Source organism: Bacillus sp. MT94 (genome assembly GCF_058792475.1).
Genome location: NZ_JBXAEZ010000002.1, coordinates 450,996 through 466,147, shown reverse-complemented (window position 1 = coordinate 466,147; position 15,152 = coordinate 450,996). Strand labels below are relative to the sequence as shown.

Annotated in this window: 18 protein-coding genes; 16 read left to right on the top strand and 2 right to left on the bottom strand. The window is 36.1% G+C overall.

Translation table 11 applies throughout. The features are described from left to right. From bfmBAB to AC1Q51_RS08010, 13 genes are all read left to right on the top strand, one after another. On the top strand, positions 1-984 hold the full coding sequence (bfmBAB, locus tag AC1Q51_RS08070) for a 3-methyl-2-oxobutanoate dehydrogenase subunit beta (RefSeq protein WP_000290071.1): 984 nt from the start codon (positions 1-3) through the stop codon (positions 982-984). Positions 985-999: 15 nt separating this feature from the next. Next, entirely contained in the window at positions 1,000-2,319 is a 1,320-nt protein-coding gene (locus AC1Q51_RS08065) for a dihydrolipoamide acetyltransferase family protein (RefSeq protein ID WP_078400969.1), read from the top strand. Positions 2,320-2,661: 342 nt separating this feature from the next. Next, on the top strand, positions 2,662-3,840 hold the full coding sequence (locus tag AC1Q51_RS08060; protein ID WP_000831181.1) for an FtsW/RodA/SpoVE family cell cycle protein: 1,179 nt from the start codon (positions 2,662-2,664) through the stop codon (positions 3,838-3,840). A gap of 114 nt (positions 3,841-3,954) precedes the next feature. Next, positions 3,955-4,659 carry a DUF421 domain-containing protein gene (locus AC1Q51_RS08055; protein WP_340944872.1) on the top strand — a complete coding sequence of 235 codons (705 nt, stop codon included), beginning with the start codon at positions 3,955-3,957 and terminating at the stop codon, positions 4,657-4,659. A 70-nt stretch (positions 4,660-4,729) separates the two neighbouring features. Next, positions 4,730-5,194: an NUDIX hydrolase gene (locus AC1Q51_RS08050; RefSeq protein ID WP_065229330.1), complete on the top strand. Its 465-nt coding sequence runs from the start codon at positions 4,730-4,732 to the stop codon at positions 5,192-5,194. Between the two features lie 121 nt (positions 5,195-5,315). Beyond that, positions 5,316-5,723 (top strand): YjdF family protein, encoded by a 408-nt coding sequence (locus AC1Q51_RS08045; protein WP_000424203.1) that lies wholly within the window; start codon positions 5,316-5,318, stop codon positions 5,721-5,723. A gap of 144 nt (positions 5,724-5,867) precedes the next feature. Beyond that, the gene (locus AC1Q51_RS08040) at positions 5,868-6,281 is read left to right on the top strand and encodes a BrxA/BrxB family bacilliredoxin (protein ID WP_001979317.1); all 414 of its coding nucleotides are present in this window, start codon (positions 5,868-5,870) and stop codon (positions 6,279-6,281) included. 252 nt (positions 6,282-6,533) lie between these two features. Further along, positions 6,534-7,313 (top strand): transporter substrate-binding domain-containing protein, encoded by a 780-nt coding sequence (locus tag AC1Q51_RS08035; protein WP_000737678.1) that lies wholly within the window; start codon positions 6,534-6,536, stop codon positions 7,311-7,313. Positions 7,314-7,349: 36 nt separating this feature from the next. After that, on the top strand, positions 7,350-8,009 hold the full coding sequence (locus AC1Q51_RS08030) for an amino acid ABC transporter permease (RefSeq protein ID WP_001046915.1): 660 nt from the start codon (positions 7,350-7,352) through the stop codon (positions 8,007-8,009). Then, a complete protein-coding gene (locus AC1Q51_RS08025; protein ID WP_000590203.1) occupies positions 8,002-8,724 on the top strand; it encodes an amino acid ABC transporter ATP-binding protein in 723 nt (240 codons plus the stop codon). Before AC1Q51_RS08030 ends, AC1Q51_RS08025 begins: the two co-directional genes overlap by 8 nt. Before the next feature lie 100 nt (positions 8,725-8,824). After that, positions 8,825-9,793, top strand: a complete 969-nt coding sequence (locus AC1Q51_RS08020) for an aromatic acid exporter family protein (protein WP_000472671.1) — start codon at positions 8,825-8,827, stop codon at positions 9,791-9,793. A gap of 16 nt (positions 9,794-9,809) precedes the next feature. Continuing rightward, positions 9,810-10,370 carry a L,D-transpeptidase gene (locus AC1Q51_RS08015; RefSeq protein WP_492331461.1) on the top strand — a complete coding sequence of 187 codons (561 nt, stop codon included), beginning with the start codon at positions 9,810-9,812 and terminating at the stop codon, positions 10,368-10,370. Positions 10,371-10,436: 66 nt separating this feature from the next. Beyond that, a complete protein-coding gene (locus tag AC1Q51_RS08010) occupies positions 10,437-10,676 on the top strand; it encodes a DUF3894 domain-containing protein (RefSeq protein WP_000281167.1) in 240 nt (79 codons plus the stop codon). A 72-nt stretch (positions 10,677-10,748) separates the two neighbouring features. Here the strand turns inward: AC1Q51_RS08010 and prli42 are convergent, their stop codons facing one another. Continuing rightward, positions 10,749-10,841: a stressosome-associated protein Prli42 gene (gene prli42, locus AC1Q51_RS08005; protein ID WP_000549037.1), complete on the bottom strand. Its 93-nt coding sequence runs from the start codon at positions 10,839-10,841 to the stop codon at positions 10,749-10,751. Between the two features lie 189 nt (positions 10,842-11,030). Here prli42 and AC1Q51_RS08000 point away from each other — a divergent pair, with 189 nt between their 5' ends. The 3 genes from AC1Q51_RS08000 to AC1Q51_RS07990 all read left to right on the top strand — a co-directional run bounded on the left by AC1Q51_RS08000 (position 11,031) and on the right by AC1Q51_RS07990 (position 14,404). Continuing rightward, a complete protein-coding gene (locus AC1Q51_RS08000) occupies positions 11,031-11,576 on the top strand; it encodes a GNAT family N-acetyltransferase (RefSeq protein WP_100910393.1) in 546 nt (181 codons plus the stop codon). A gap of 127 nt (positions 11,577-11,703) precedes the next feature. Beyond that, the gene (locus AC1Q51_RS07995; RefSeq protein ID WP_000609816.1) at positions 11,704-12,822 is read left to right on the top strand and encodes a tripeptidase T; all 1,119 of its coding nucleotides are present in this window, start codon (positions 11,704-11,706) and stop codon (positions 12,820-12,822) included. A 343-nt stretch (positions 12,823-13,165) separates the two neighbouring features. Next, positions 13,166-14,404 (top strand): DNA polymerase IV, encoded by a 1,239-nt coding sequence (locus AC1Q51_RS07990; RefSeq protein WP_025118230.1) that lies wholly within the window; start codon positions 13,166-13,168, stop codon positions 14,402-14,404. A 41-nt stretch (positions 14,405-14,445) separates the two neighbouring features. Here the strand turns inward: AC1Q51_RS07990 and AC1Q51_RS07985 are convergent, their stop codons facing one another. Next, complete coding sequence (locus AC1Q51_RS07985) at positions 14,446-15,147, bottom strand: MgtC/SapB family protein (RefSeq protein ID WP_000262339.1); 702 nt, start codon at positions 15,145-15,147, stop codon at positions 14,446-14,448. Positions 15,148-15,152 lie beyond the last annotated feature (5 nt).

The window sequence follows — 15,152 nt, the reverse complement described above, 5'->3', positions numbered from 1 at the left end:
ATGGCTGTAATGTCTTATATTGATGCTATTACATTAGCAATGCGCGAAGAAATGGAACGCGATGAGAAAGTATTCGTTTTAGGAGAAGATGTTGGTAAAAAAGGTGGCGTGTTTAAAGCGACACACGGTTTGTATGATCAATTTGGTGAAGATCGTGCGCTTGATGCACCGCTTGCAGAATCTGCAATTGCTGGGGTAGCAATTGGTGCAGCAATGTATGGTATGCGTCCAATCGCTGAAATGCAGTTTGCTGATTTCATCATGCCAGCAGTAAACCAAATTGTTTCTGAGGCAGCAAAAATTCGTTATCGTTCTAATAATGATTGGACTTGTCCAGTTACAATCCGTGCACCATTTGGTGGGGGTGTTCACGGTGCATTGTATCATTCACAATCTGTAGAAGCGATGTTTGCAAACCAACCAGGTTTAAAAATCGTTATCCCTTCTACACCATATGATGCAAAAGGCTTATTAAAAGCAGCCATTCGTGATGAAGATCCAGTATTATTCTTCGAACATAAACGTGCATATCGTTTAATTAAAGGTGAAGTGCCGGAGGATGACTACGTATTACCAATCGGAAAAGCAGATGTAAAACGTGAAGGTGATGATATTACAGTTATCACGTACGGATTATGTGTTCATTTTGCTCTTCAAGCAGCTGAAAAGTTAGCACAAGATGGCATCTCTGCACACATTCTTGATTTACGTACTGTATATCCATTAGATAAAGAAGCAATCATTGAAGCAGCTTCTAAAACAGGTAAAGTTCTTCTTGTAACAGAAGACAATAAAGAAGGAAGCATTATGAGTGAAGTGGCAGCAATTATTGCTGAAAACTGTCTATTTGATTTAGATGCGCCAATCGCACGTCTTGCAGGTCCAGACGTTCCAGCAATGCCATATGCACCAACAATGGAAAAATTCTTTATGGTAAATCCAGATAAAGTTGAAAAAGCAATGCGTGAACTTGCGGAATTTTAATCGGGGGGACTATACATGGCTGTAGAAAATATTACAATGCCTCAGCTCGGGGAGAGCGTTACAGAGGGCACAATTAGTAAATGGCTCGTTAATGTTGGCGATCACGTAAACAAGTATGATCCGCTTGCAGAAGTAATGACTGATAAAGTAAATGCTGAAGTACCATCTTCTTTCACTGGTATTGTGAAAGAGTTAATCGCTGGTGAAGGTGATACGTTAGCTGTAGGTGAAGTAGTTTGTGTGATTCAAGTAGAAGGCGCAGACGAAGTAGCAGCAACAGCTGTTGAGGAAAAAACGAAAGAAGAACCAAAGGCAGCAGCAATTACGCCTGAAAAAGCACCGAAAGTAAAACAACCAACTGATGGAAAACCACGTTTTTCACCAGCTGTGTTAAAACTTGCGGGTGAGCATAACGTTGATTTAGATCTAGTAGAGGGTACGGGAGCAAACGGCCGTATCACTCGTAAAGATATTTTAAAGCTAGTGGAATCTGGAAATATTCCGCAAGCAGGTGCGGCGAAGAAAGATGAAGCTGTAGCGGCGGTAGTAGAAGCTCGCCCAGAAGCACCAAAAGCAGCACCAGTAGCGCAAAAAGGAGAAGCTGCGAAACCAGTTTCTGTACCTACAATGCCTGGAGATATCGAAATTCCAGTCACAGGTGTGCGTAAAGCAATCGCAGCAAACATGTTACGTAGTAAACACGAAGCACCACATGCTTGGATGATGATTGAAGTAGATGTGACAAACCTTGTGTCATACCGTAACTCAATTAAAGGTGACTTTAAGAAGCGTGAAGGCTTTAACTTAACGTTCTTTGCTTTCTTCGTAAAAGCAGTGGCACAAGCGTTAAAAGAGTATCCTCAAATTAATTCAATGTGGGCTGGCGATAAAATTGTTCAGAAGAAAGATATTAACCTTTCTATCGCTGTTGCAACAGAGGAAGAACTATTTGTACCAGTAATTAAGCAAGCGGACGAGAAAACAATTAAAGGTATCGCTCGTGAAATTACAGAACTTGCAGGAAAAGTACGCACGAAATCGTTAAAAGCAGACGAAATGCAAGGTGGAACATTTACAATTAATAACACAGGATCATTCGGTTCTGTTCAATCTATGGGTATTATTAATTACCCACAAGCGGCTATTTTACAAGTTGAATCAATTGTAAAACGCCCAGTAATTATGGATAACGGTATGTTCGGTGCTCGTGACATGGTTAACTTATGTTTATCACTTGATCACCGCGTACTTGATGGTTTAATTTGTGGTAAGTTCTTAGGGCGTGTTAAAGAAATTTTAGAAAACATGTCAGAAAATAATACATCTGTATATTAATAAAAAGCTCGCTTATGCGAGCTTTTTATTATCTTATTTCTTCATCTACATCCTACTATATGTATAAATACCTTTCCCAGTAATCTTACAATAAATGATTATGTATTAGGAATTTACGAAAATACATTGCTGATATATGGTATATGGATATAAAATAAGAAAAGAATAATTTTTTTGGCAAATCTTACTGATGAAACTGTAGTATAATATATTGTATTGTATGAAAAAGAGAGTTATTCTATATAAGTGTTTTATAGATAATGTGTAATCAGTCGTCAAAACATGAAGAATGTTGACTCCTGGTTTTTTATTTTTGCCGTAACAATGTTTCAGGAGGATGTCATGAAAAGAAGTACCGAGTTTCTAAAAAGTTTAGATGTAAAATTAATTTTAATTTTGTGTGCACTATGTGTGACGAGTATAGCTGCTATATATAGCAGTCAGCAAACGGGACAGTATGGAGCTGCAAACTTTGCTATGAAACAAGGTGTTAACTACATAATTGGGGTTGTATTGTTACTTCTTGTTGCAAGCATTGATTTAGATCAGTTACAAAAATTATCTTGGCCGCTTTATATTGCCGGGTTTGCTTCACTTATTCTTTTGAAAGTATTACCACCATCAGGTTTTACACCTGAAAAGTTAGGTGCAAAAAGATGGTTTGTTTTCCCGGTATTTGGACAAATTCAGCCGTCTGAGTTTTTCAAAATTGCATTGCTACTTGTAGTAGCGAGTATAGCAGTAAAACATAATGCACAGTATATGGCAAGGACATTCCAAACAGATTTAAAGCTAGTAGGTAAAATTATGCTAGTGTCACTTCCACCTATGGCGGTTGTATATAGTCAACCGGATACAGGTATGGTGTTCTTATATGCTGCTGCTATTGCATGTATTTTATTTATGTCAGGTATTCAAAAGAAATTGATAGCATTATGTACAGTTATTCCGTTGACCATATTATCTGCTTTAATATTTATTTTCTTTAAGTATCAAGATTTTTTCTATAATAATTTAGTTACTTTACTAAAACCTCACCAACAGTCGCGTATTGTAGGTTGGTTAAATCCATTTGAAAATGCAGATCAAGGTTATCAAACGCAACAATCGATTTTAGCTGTAGGTAGTGGAGGAATGGAAGGTAAAGGGTTTGGGGGAGGAAGCGTCTATATCCCAGAGAAGCATACTGACTTTATTTTCGCTACAATTGCCGAAGAAGGTGGATTTATCGTAGCAGCGTTAGTTGTCTTCTTGTTCCTGTTGCTACTATATCGAACAATTATTATTGGTTATTCCGCTGATAATTTATTTGGTACATTATTATGCGCTGGATCTATCGGTATATTAACAGTTCAAATATTCCAAAACATCGGTATGATCGTTGGGTTAATGCCTGTAAAAGGTATTGCATTACCTTTCTTATCGTATGGGGGAAGTTCCTTATTCTCGAATATGATTATGATGGGGCTCATACTATCGGTACGGAAAACTTATAAAAAATATATGTTTTCAGTTAAGTAAAAAAAGCTGGTTCGTTTTTAAACGAACCAGCTTTTTTTACATATATGCTCATAAACGTTGCAAACTAAAACAGGATAGCAGTTTGAGACGGGTAAGGAGTGCAAAGTGATGCATATGCATATGCATATTTTTGAAGGAGCACGGCATCTTTCTAATAGTGAATGGGTTATTCGGGCTATTATAGCATACATATTTTTAATATTAGTTGCGAAAGCAATGGGGCAAAGGTCTATCGCACAACTTCGTTTTTTAGATGTTGTATTAGTGTTATTGCTTGGTGGGAATGTTTCTAACGCATTGTCTGATGAAAAAGTAGGGTTACTGGGCTCGATGATTACAACGTTCATACTCGTTGTACTTCATATTATAAGCTCAGTTTTAATGCTGAAATGGGATAGATGGAGACGCTTTTTAGAGCCAGCACCTATCATTCTTATACATAATGGTTCCATTGATTTTAGCAATTTGAAAAAGGCGAGAATTACCGTGGAATATTTGTTTTCGGAACTTCGTATGCGAAATGTGAGCGATATTCAAACGATTAAATTAGCATTATGGGAAGCGAACGGTGTCGTTTCTATATTTCGGTATCCAGAATATGAAGCAGTTTCGCGGCTTGATCTTAAAGTGGCGGGAAGAAAATCTCCAGTTTCTTTTGTATTAGTAAAGGATGGGAGGATTCAGAAAGATGTTCTTGCATTATTAGGAAAAACAGAAGCGTGGGCGAGAGAATTTCTAGAGGAGAGTACAGAAGTCGAATCCATTATGTTAGCTACAGTAGATGAATCACATAAAATAAATATTTTGTTAAAAAAATGAAAAATATACGCATTTTGTCGTTTCGTACATATGATACAATAGTGTGGACAACGAAAAAGGAGGCGATACGGTGGGATATGTAGAAGAATTACGAAAAATAGTTGGTCATCGCCCTTTAATTTTAGTTGGTGCTGTTGTACTCGTTATAGATGAAAATGGTTATGTTTTATTGCAGCAGCGGACAGAGCCGTACGGAAAATGGGGGCTACCTGGCGGGCTAATGGAGCTTAGTGAATCACCAGAAGAAACAGCTTATCGTGAAGTATATGAAGAGACAGGAATAAAAGTGAAGAACTTGCGACTAATCAATGTATTTTCTGGAGCGAACTACTTTACAAAATTAGCAAATGGTGATGAATTTCAATCTGTAACAACCGCCTATTATACGGATGAATACGAAGGGGATTTTGTTATGAATAAAGAAGAAGCTGTTCAGCTTAAATTCTTTTCAGTAACAGAACTACCTGACTATATTGTAGGATCGCATAAAAAAATGATTGTTGAATATATGAAGATTATGGAAAAAAAGATATAATAAAAGTGAAATAAATACAAAAACACAGCTCTGGTTGGTAGTCCAGACGCATGATTTCATGTCAGTAACCTTCCCCTCCGGGATGTCCCGTATTTCTAATTTTTTAAAGGAGGGGCTGTCAATGGAGTTGACAGTATATCACGATGGCCAATTTTTTGTTGGAATCATTACATGTAAAGAACAAGGGAAATTGTATGGAGCGAGGTATATTTTTGGAGCGGAACCGTCAGATGAAGAAGTGCTTATGTTTGTGAATAGTTCACTTTTAGAGCATTTTCAGCATTTTGCAAAATGTGGTGTAGAAGTTAAAGAAAAACAGCGTCCTAAAAACATAAAGCGTATCATACGACAAGCAGCAAAAGAAACAAATGTTAAACGTTTTACTAAGGCGCAAGAGGCGATTAGTTTATCTTATGAATTGCATAAACAAGAAAAGAAAGTGCAGTCTAAGGAGAAGCGAGAAGCTGAAAAAGAAAGAAGACGTTTAATTAAAGTACAAAAAGCAAAGCAAAAACATCGTGGTCATTAAAGAAAAGGTGTTAGAGCAATTGCTCTAACACCTTTTCTATACTGAAATACAAGTAAACTTACTTGTATTTCATAAACATTAACTGGTAAGATACAAATAGGTAGTTTTAGAGGAGGGAAAAGAGTGATTAATTTTAACTTTTTTATGAATGATGTTGTCCGCCAAGCGCGTGAAGAGATTGTCTCTGCTGGATATACAGAATTGACGACACCAGAAGCGGTAGAAGAAGCGTTTAAAAGAAATGGAACAACACTTGTAATGGTAAACTCTGTATGTGGTTGTGCAGGTGGTATTGCTCGTCCTGCTGCTGCGCATTCCGTACATTATGATAAACGTCCTAACCACCTTGTAACGGTGTTTGCAGGTCAAGATAAAGAAGCGACAGCAAGAGCGCGTGAATATTTCGAAGGGTACCCACCTTCTTCTCCATCATTTGCTTTATTAAAAGATGGAAAAATTGTAACGATGGTAGAGCGTCATGAAATTGAAGGTCATGAACCGATGCAAGTTATTGCGAAACTACAATCATATTTTGAAGAGAATTGTGAAGAACTATAAAAAATAAGAGAAAAGGCGGCACGTCCACAATCAAGTGGATGTGCCGCCTTTTTTATTTATTATTAAAATTTCAGAGATATGCATAGTTATGTTATTTTATGCATTGTTTTATACATAACAAATAGCATTTATATTGTTTTATTATTTATTTTTATTTTATATATTGCATAAAAATAAAAGTGCTGATACAATACAAACATCGAATAAATATTCTATTAAACTTTTAAATATACATTATTAGGGGGAAGAAAGATGAAGAAGTTAGTATCAATATCGTTTGCACTTATTTTAATTGTAAGTATATTCAGCGCTTGTAGTAATGGGGAATCGAAAGAAACAAAAGGAAATAAGAAAGTACTCGTAATGGGGACTTCAGCAGATTATAAACCATATGAATACGTGGAAGCTTCAAAAAGTGATGAAATTATTGGTTTTGATGTTGATGTTGCTAAATATATCGGAAAAGAACTTGGGTATGAAGTGAAAGTGAAAGATATGGATTTTGGTGGTTTATTAGCATCTCTTAGTTCAGGAAAAGTTGATTTCGTAATGGCAGGCATGACGCCAACTGCAGAGCGTAAAAATAATGTTGATTTTACAGATATTTATTTTGTTGCGAAAAATATGGTTGTTTCTAAAAAGGATTCTAACATTAAATCTGTAGAGGATTTAAAAGGGAAAAAAGTAGGGGTACAAACAGGATCTATTCAAGAAGAGAAAGCGGCAGAATTTAAAAAACAAGTAGATTTCCAAGTTGAGGGACGTGACCGTATACCAGAAATCGTACAAGAAATTAAAGCTGGTCGTTTTGACGCTGCAATTATAGAAGACACAGTTGCTAAAAATTATTTAGAGAAAATGAAAGATTTACAAGGAATTGAAATTAAAGAAGCGCCAGAAGAAGTTGGAGCAGCAATTGCCCTTCCGAAAAACAGTGATAAAACAGCTGAATTTAATAAAGTAATTAAAAAAATGCAAGAAAATGGAGAAATGGATAAATTAGTGAAGAAATGGTTTGGCAGCGGAAAATAAGCTGCCTTTCACTTTTCTGTGAGGGGAATGAAAAGAATGAACTTAGATTTTTCGGCGATTACGCCTTCGATACCATATATACTAAAAGGTTTAGAAGTTACTTTGAAAATTGTAGCGGTATCAGCTTTAGCAGGATTTATTTTAGGAACGTTATTAGCACTTTGTAAAATTGCTAGAATACGAGCATTAAATATAGCAGCAGATTTTTATACATCAATTTTTCGTGGTACACCACTTGTATTGCAATTAATGATTATTTATTTCGGTGTCCCGCAAATAATTGGTTATGAAATACCAGCATTCTTAGCAGCTGTACTTGCATTTAGCTTGAATTCAGGTGCATACATGTCAGAAGTAATTCGTGCTGGTATTCAAGCAGTTGATAAAGGACAAACAGAAGCAGCAATGGCTTTAGGGATACCATACGGAAAAATGATGAGAAATATTATTTTCCCTCAAGCATTAAAAAATATATTACCAGCGCTTGTGAACGAATTTGCGACACTTACGAAAGAATCAGCTGTAGTAACAGTAATAGGCGCGACTGATTTAATGCGTCGTGCTTACATTGTAGGCGGTGAGACATTTAAATATCTTGAACCATTACTTTTTGTTGGACTGATTTATTATATGTTAGTCATTATTCTTACATTAGTCGGGAAGGCAATTGAAGGGAGAATGAAGAAAAGTGATTAAAATTGAAAACCTTCATAAATCATTTGGTAAAAACGAAGTATTAAAAGGAATTACAACAACGATTGAAAAAGGGGAAGTAGTTGCAATTATAGGACCTTCTGGATCAGGAAAATCAACATTTTTACGTTGTATGAATATGTTAGAAGCACCAACGGATGGTCACATTTGGATTGGAACGGAAGAAGTAACGAATCCGAAAACGAATGTTATGCATGTTCGTGAAAATGTCGGTATGGTATTTCAGCATTTTCACTTATTTCCTCATATGACTGTATTAGAAAATATTACGTATGCCCCTATCAATGTAAAAGGGGTAACGAAGCAAGAAGCTGAAAAGAAAGCTGAGAAACTTTTAGAAAAGGTTGGATTAGTAGATAAAAAAAATACGTATCCGAATCGTTTGTCGGGAGGACAAAAGCAACGTGTAGCAATTGCAAGAGCGTTAGCGATGGAACCGGAAGTTATGTTATTTGATGAACCGACATCGGCGCTAGATCCAGAGATGGTGAAAGAAGTGTTAGAAGTTATGAAATCGTTAGTTACGACAGGAATGACGATGGCTATTGTTACACATGAAATGGGCTTTGCAAAAGAAGTGGCAGATCGTGTTCTTTTCTTGGACGGAGGAAAGCTTGTAGAAGATAGTGCGCCAGAAGAATTTTTTGCAGCGCCGAAAAGTGAACGTGCGCAACAATTTTTACAAAAAATATTGTAATATGAAAAGGTTATGTGAATAATAAGTAGAAAAGGATGACATTGTGTCATCCTTTTTTTATACTAGCTGTAAATACGTTTATACATATAGGAGCAATGATATGTTCAAAATTGGATACCGTACAGTAAAAACAGCAATAGGGACAGGCGCGGCAGTTTTTATTGCTCAGTTATTAGGATTAGAATTTTATAGTTCAGCAGGTATTTTAGTTATTTTATGTGTACAAAATACGAAGCGCAAATCGCTTCAAGTGTCGTTACATCGTTTTCTAGCGTGTGTATTATCAATGGTATTCGCGTTTTGTATTTTTGAAACGATCGGCTATACACCACTTGCAATTAGCATATTGTTACTTACATTTATTCCGACTGCAGTAATGCTTAAAATTCAAGAAGGTATTGTCACGAGTTCAGTTATTGTTATGCATCTATATTCATTGAAGCAAATTACATGGCTTATAGTTGGAAATGAAATTGCTATATTAACAATAGGAATTAGCGTGGCGTTATTAGTAAATATGTATATGCCGAGTAGTGAAAATAAGCTAAAAGAGTATCAGGATAAAATAGAGAGTAATTTTAAAACGATTTTGTTTGAAATGGTTGTGTATTTACGAAATCGAGAAAGTAGTTGGAGTGGAGCAGAACTCATTGAAACCGAGAATATGTTAAATGAAGCAAGAGATTTATCGTTTAAAAAACTTGAGAATGCATTTATGCGAGAAGATGATTATTACTATCGTTATTTTAATATGCGTATGCAACAATTTGAAATTTTAGAGCGAATGATACCATTAGCAGCTTCTTTATCGTGGACGTATGAACAAGCTGACATGATTGCAGATGTTGTTGAAAACATTGGTAATGCTATTAGCCCTGAGAGTACAGGCGTTATTTCCTTAAGGCAGCTTCAAGAAATGAGGGAATTATTTAGAGACATGCCATTGCCAGCTACACGCGAAGAATTTGAGATACGTGCGAAACTTGTTCAACTTGTGTATGAAATGGAACAATATTTACTCATTAAAAGTCGCTTTAAGGGAAAGGATAATATAAAAGAACTTATATAGAAGGTAGGAATTATCTATGCCGTATCTTCTCTCTATCATATTATGTCTTTCTTTATCGCCGATTTGGCCTCTTGGGGATAATCCACGTGCCGGAGATCCTTTTATTATTGTAAATAAAGCAACGAATAAATTAGCTTACATTGACGATGGAAAGATTCAAAAGGTTTTTCCAGTAGCGACAGGGAAAACGAATGAATTAACTCCAGAAGGAACTTTTGATGTTGTAATGAAAGCGAAGGATCCGTATTACATTGCGAAGGATATTCCAGGTGGATCGCCAAAAAATCCACTTGGATCAAGGTGGATTGGATTTAATGCAAGAGGAACTAATGGAAGTAAATATGGAATACATGGAACAAACCAACCGAGTTCAATTGGAAAGTATATTTCACAAGGATGTATAAGAATGAAGAAAAACGATGTGGAATATTTGTTTGATCGTATTCCAATTGGAACGAAAGTATGGATTGTGAAATCGAAAAAATCATTTCAGCAATTGGCAAAAGAAAAAGGAGCCGTTGCATATGAAAAAGCCAACGAAAAGGTTGGCTTTTTCTATTGTAATAAGTTGTCTTGACATGTGTACATAACCATGCGTTAATGAAAGTATAGAAAGATAAAATTAGATAAAGGGGTTGCTCATATGTACTTGAATCCAAAACTTTCGTATATGCAGTTTTTTATGGGATTTCTATTTGTTATTACATTCATATTGGCAACTTTTAATATATGTTCTTATCTTGTAGCGATTGTATGTATGGCATTACTTAATCTCACTTTTGTTATTGGGGCATTTCAGCAGAAACAATATACAAGTTTTGTAATAGCACTTGTAATGTCATTTTCCTTTAGTATTGTAGCGATTGTGTTTTATATAAAATAAACCATCTCGATGTCGAGATGGTTTATTTTGTCATGTGTAAAAAGTAAAAAAAGGACGAACACATCGCCCTTTTTACCAAAACATACTCGCGCCAGCAAGTAATGTTGTTACAAGCATAGAAATTAGCATCACATAAACCATAATTTTTTGAGCTTTTTTATGCATCGTTATACCTCCTTGCAAATCAGTACAATTTCATTGTAACGAGAAATGAAATTATGGACAAGGGGAGAGTAAGGACAAAATTCGGGAAGGGGTTGCAAAATATAACAGGAAATTTGAGTGTGTGTAGAGAATATAGTAAAAGGGTATATTGTTAATTTTTAGTTGGGCAAGCTGAAGAATGGAGATACGATGATGAAAATATACGAAACAGATCGTTTATATTTAAAGGAAATTGATGAGTCGTATGCTGAAACAGTTCTTCAATATTACGACAGAAATCGTGAGTTTTTAAAAGCTTGGGAAGAGTATAGACCGGATGATTTTTTTACGCTAGATTATCAAAAGAAAAAGTTGCAAAAGGATAGCAAAGAGTTCGAAGAAGGGAAAATCATCAGACTATGGATTTTTAAAAAGGGTGATGATACGAAAATAATTGGGTGTATTTCATTTAATTTAATCGTTCGTGGCATTTATCAATCTTGTGTACTCGGTTATAAATTAGATAAAGCAGAGTTAAACAAAGGGTATACGACAGAAGCGCTTAGAAAAGCAATTCAAGTTGCTTTTGAGGGATTTCAGTTACATCGTATAGAAGCTCCGATTATGCCTCGTAATTTAGCATCTATACAAGTAGTGACGAAGATAGGCTTTCAATATGAAGGCGTGTCTAGGAAGATGTTAATGGTAAATGGCGTGTGGGAGGATCATATGCGCTGGGTATTGTTAAATGAGTAATAGAAAGCAGATGGTTATCTAGACATGTAAACCATCTGTTTTTTGTCTTGTATTTCGAAACTTTTGCGAAATTCTGTTATAATTAATAGTGTTACATACATAATGGTAGTGCAGGAGGCGCAGTCTTATGATTAATCAAGAACGTTTAGTAAATGAATTTATGGAATTAGTACAAGTAGATTCTGAAACGAAATTTGAAGCAGAAATCTGCAAAGTATTAACGAAGAAATTTACAGATTTAGGTGTAGAAGTATTTGAAGATGACACAATGGCTGTAACTGGTCATGGTGCAGGTAACTTAATTTGTACTTTACCAGCAACAAAAGATGGTGTTGATACAATCTACTTTACTTCTCATATGGATACAGTAGTTCCTGGTAATGGAATTAAGCCTTCTATTAAAGATGGATATATCGTATCAGATGGTACAACAATTTTGGGCGCGGATGATAAAGCTGGATTAGCATCAATGTTCGAAGCAATCCGTGTTTTAAAAGAGAAAAATATCTCTCACGGTAAAATTGAATTTATTATTACAGTCGGAGAAGAATCAGGTCTTGTTGGTGCAAAAGCTTTAGATCGTGAGCGTATTACAGCGAAGTATGGCTACGCATTAGATAGCGATGGAAAAGTTGGTGAAATCGTTGTTGCAGCTCCAACACAAGCGAAAGTGAACGCAATTATTCGCGGGAAAACAGCTCACGCTGGTGTAGCACCGGAGAAAGGTGTATCTGCAATTACTATCGCAGCGAAAGCAATTGCGAAGATGCCACTTGGTCGCATTGACTCTGAAACGACTGCAAACATTGGACGTTTTGAAGGTGGTACACAAACGAATATCGTTTGCGATCATGTACAAATCTTTGCAGAAGCTCGTTCTTTAATCAATGAGAAAATGGAAGCACAAGTTGCGAAAATGAAAGAAGCATTTGAAACAACTGCAAAAGAAATGGGTGGTCATGCAGACGTTGAAGTAAACGTTATGTACCCAGGATTTAAATTTGCTGATGGCGATCACGTTGTAGAAGTTGCAAAACGTGCAGCTGAAAAAATTGGTCGTACACCTTCTCTTCACCAAAGTGGTGGCGGAAGTGATGCAAATGTAATTGCAGGACACGGTATCCCAACAGTTAACTTGGCAGTTGGTTATGAAGAAATTCATACAACAAACGAGAAGATTCCTGTTGAAGAGTTAGCAAAAACAGCAGAATTAGTTGTTGCAATTATTGAAGAAGTAGCGAAGTAATAGAATAGAAAAAGCGTGTAAATCAATTGTGATTTACACGCTTTTTATTTTGATTCGATTGTTTTTACAAGGCGTATAAGCCAATACAAGAAAAATCATAGCAGTATATAATATTAGACGAGAGAAAAATCCAAACGTATTCATGTTGAAAATTGGAAGGAGTAAATAATTATGATGATTAATATAACTACAAGGAACATATAGTTAATTTCACCATAATCAGCCTCTTTCACATGTGTATCCTCTTTATATGGATTATAAAAAAGAACAAGTAATTATTATAACTATTGTGCAAAATTTGATATAATAAAAGAACGAACGTTCTGATTAGGGAGTGAGTACTATGCGAGAAATGTATCCGAAAAATGGTCGTGTAATTTTACATGTAGATATGAATTGCTTTTTCGCATCTGTTGAAATTGCTCATGATCCATCATTACAAGGAAAGCCATTAGCGGTTGCTGGAAATGAAAAAGAGAGAAAAGGAATTATCATAACATGTAGTTATGAGGCGAGAGAATACGGAATACGTACGACGATGCCCCTTTGGGAAGCGAAAAGGTTATGCCCGCAATTAGTTGTAAGGCGTCCTAATTTCACATTATATCGCGAAGCTTCATTTCAAATGTTTCAAGTCCTTTCCCGTTTTACAGAAAAGATACAACCAGTCTCAATAGATGAAGGATATTTAGATATTACAGATTGCTACGCACTTGGTTCTCCTCTTGAAATAGCAAAGATGATTCAACAAGCACTATTAACAGAGTTGCAGCTTCCGTGTAGTATTGGAATCGCTCCAAATCTTTTCCTAGCAAAGACCGCTTCAGATATGAAAAAACCACTTGGTATTACCGTGCTTCGAAAACGCGATATTCCAGAACTGATTTGGCCACGTCCAGTTGGAGCAATGCATGGAATTGGTGAGAAAACAGCTGAAAAATTAAATGATATTCATATACAGACAATTGAACAGTTGGCAAAGGGAGACGAGCATATCATTCGCGCTAAAATTGGCAAGCACGGTGTTGATTTGCAAAGGCGTGCAAAAGGTATGGATGATAGGGAAGTGGATCCGAGTCAAATGGGACAGCATAAAAGTGTCGGTAACTCGATGACTTTTTCAAAGGATATGGATGAAGAGAAAGAATTACTTGATATGTTAGAACGTTTATCAAAGTCAGTGAGTAAAAGGTTACAAAAGCGAACCCTTGTCAGCTATAATATTCAAATTATGATTAAATACCATGATAGACGAACAGTAACACGGAGTAAGCAATTGAAAAATGCGATTTGGGAAGAACGCGATATTTTTCAAGCAGCATCCCGTTTATGGAAGCAACATTGGGATGGTGATTCCGTTCGTTTACTAGGTGTTACAGCTACTGAAATAGAGTGGAAGACAGAATCGGTGAAACAATTAGATTTGTTTTCATTTGAAGAGGATGCAAAAAAAGAACCGCTACTTGCTGTCATTGATCAAATTAATGATAAGTATGGAACACTGCTTTTACAACGAGGTAGTCAACTACTACGTAAGCAAGAGAAGTCGTTTCAACAAAAGTTAGAAAATAAATTTATGTAGAAGGTGTCATGAAGTAGTAAAAATCATGACACCTTTCCTATTTAACTCGCTTCTAAATCTAAAGAAGTCTTCCATCCAGCTCCAGTAACGCCAGATTCTAATAGCATTCTACTTACTATTTTTTCAATTAAGATAGCTGCATTTGTCTTGCAATGTAATATAGCCTGTATACAAACTTTTTGATTAGAATCTACATCTTCACTATACAACTCTTTTAAACTGAGCCCTTCTGTACTTACCATATGCATAAGTAAAAAACGAATATGTGCTTCAGTTTCTTCTGAACAAGTAAGGGAAAGTAAGTAGTTCGTTTGTTCAGGTGATTCTTCTTTTGATTTTTTATTCATAAAAAGAGCAATTGGGCGAAGAAGTATATTTGCTAGTAACACGCCGGCTGCACCTAATATAGCTGCAACGAGGAAACCGGCGCCTGTAAGAGTACCGACAGCAGCTGCACACCATAAAGTAGCTGCCGTATTTAGCCCTCTAATACTAAAACCATCGCGGATAATAACGCCACCCCCTAAAAAACCAATGCCACTAACGACTTGAGCAGCAATGCGTGAGGGGCTAGCATCATGATCAAGCATGACGGATAATAAAACAAATATACAGGCACCAAGTGATACGAGAGCATTTGTCCGTAACCCAGCCATTCGATGTCTCCATTGTCTTTCCATTCCGATGCAAGCTCCTACAATAATTGCTATAACTAATCTGAATATAATGTCGTACCATACCATCATGG

Excerpts from the sequence above, each read along its gene's own strand:
- bfmBAB (WP_000290071.1), top strand. The coding sequence starts at position 1 with ATGGCTGTAATGTCTTATATTGATGCTATTACATTAGCAATGCGCGAA.
- AC1Q51_RS08065 (WP_078400969.1), top strand. The coding sequence starts at position 1,000 with ATGGCTGTAGAAAATATTACAATGCCTCAGCTCGGGGAGAGCGTTACA.
- AC1Q51_RS08060 (WP_000831181.1), top strand. The coding sequence starts at position 2,662 with ATGAAAAGAAGTACCGAGTTTCTAAAAAGTTTAGATGTAAAATTAATT.
- AC1Q51_RS08055 (WP_340944872.1), top strand. The coding sequence starts at position 3,955 with ATGCATATGCATATTTTTGAAGGAGCACGGCATCTTTCTAATAGTGAA.
- AC1Q51_RS08045 (WP_000424203.1), top strand. The coding sequence starts at position 5,316 with ATGGAGTTGACAGTATATCACGATGGCCAATTTTTTGTTGGAATCATT.
- AC1Q51_RS08040 (WP_001979317.1), top strand. The coding sequence starts at position 5,868 with ATGAATGATGTTGTCCGCCAAGCGCGTGAAGAGATTGTCTCTGCTGGA.
- AC1Q51_RS08035 (WP_000737678.1), top strand. The coding sequence starts at position 6,534 with ATGAAGAAGTTAGTATCAATATCGTTTGCACTTATTTTAATTGTAAGT.
- AC1Q51_RS08030 (WP_001046915.1), top strand. The coding sequence starts at position 7,350 with ATGAACTTAGATTTTTCGGCGATTACGCCTTCGATACCATATATACTA.
- AC1Q51_RS08020 (WP_000472671.1), top strand. The coding sequence starts at position 8,825 with ATGTTCAAAATTGGATACCGTACAGTAAAAACAGCAATAGGGACAGGC.
- AC1Q51_RS08015 (WP_492331461.1), top strand. The coding sequence starts at position 9,810 with ATGCCGTATCTTCTCTCTATCATATTATGTCTTTCTTTATCGCCGATT.
- AC1Q51_RS08010 (WP_000281167.1), top strand. The coding sequence starts at position 10,437 with ATGTACTTGAATCCAAAACTTTCGTATATGCAGTTTTTTATGGGATTT.
- prli42 (WP_000549037.1), bottom strand. The coding sequence starts at position 10,841 with ATGCATAAAAAAGCTCAAAAAATTATGGTTTATGTGATGCTAATTTCT.
- AC1Q51_RS08000 (WP_100910393.1), top strand. The coding sequence starts at position 11,031 with ATGATGAAAATATACGAAACAGATCGTTTATATTTAAAGGAAATTGAT.
- AC1Q51_RS07995 (WP_000609816.1), top strand. The coding sequence starts at position 11,704 with ATGATTAATCAAGAACGTTTAGTAAATGAATTTATGGAATTAGTACAA.
- AC1Q51_RS07990 (WP_025118230.1), top strand. The coding sequence starts at position 13,166 with ATGCGAGAAATGTATCCGAAAAATGGTCGTGTAATTTTACATGTAGAT.
- AC1Q51_RS07985 (WP_000262339.1), bottom strand. The coding sequence starts at position 15,147 with ATGGTATGGTACGACATTATATTCAGATTAGTTATAGCAATTATTGTA.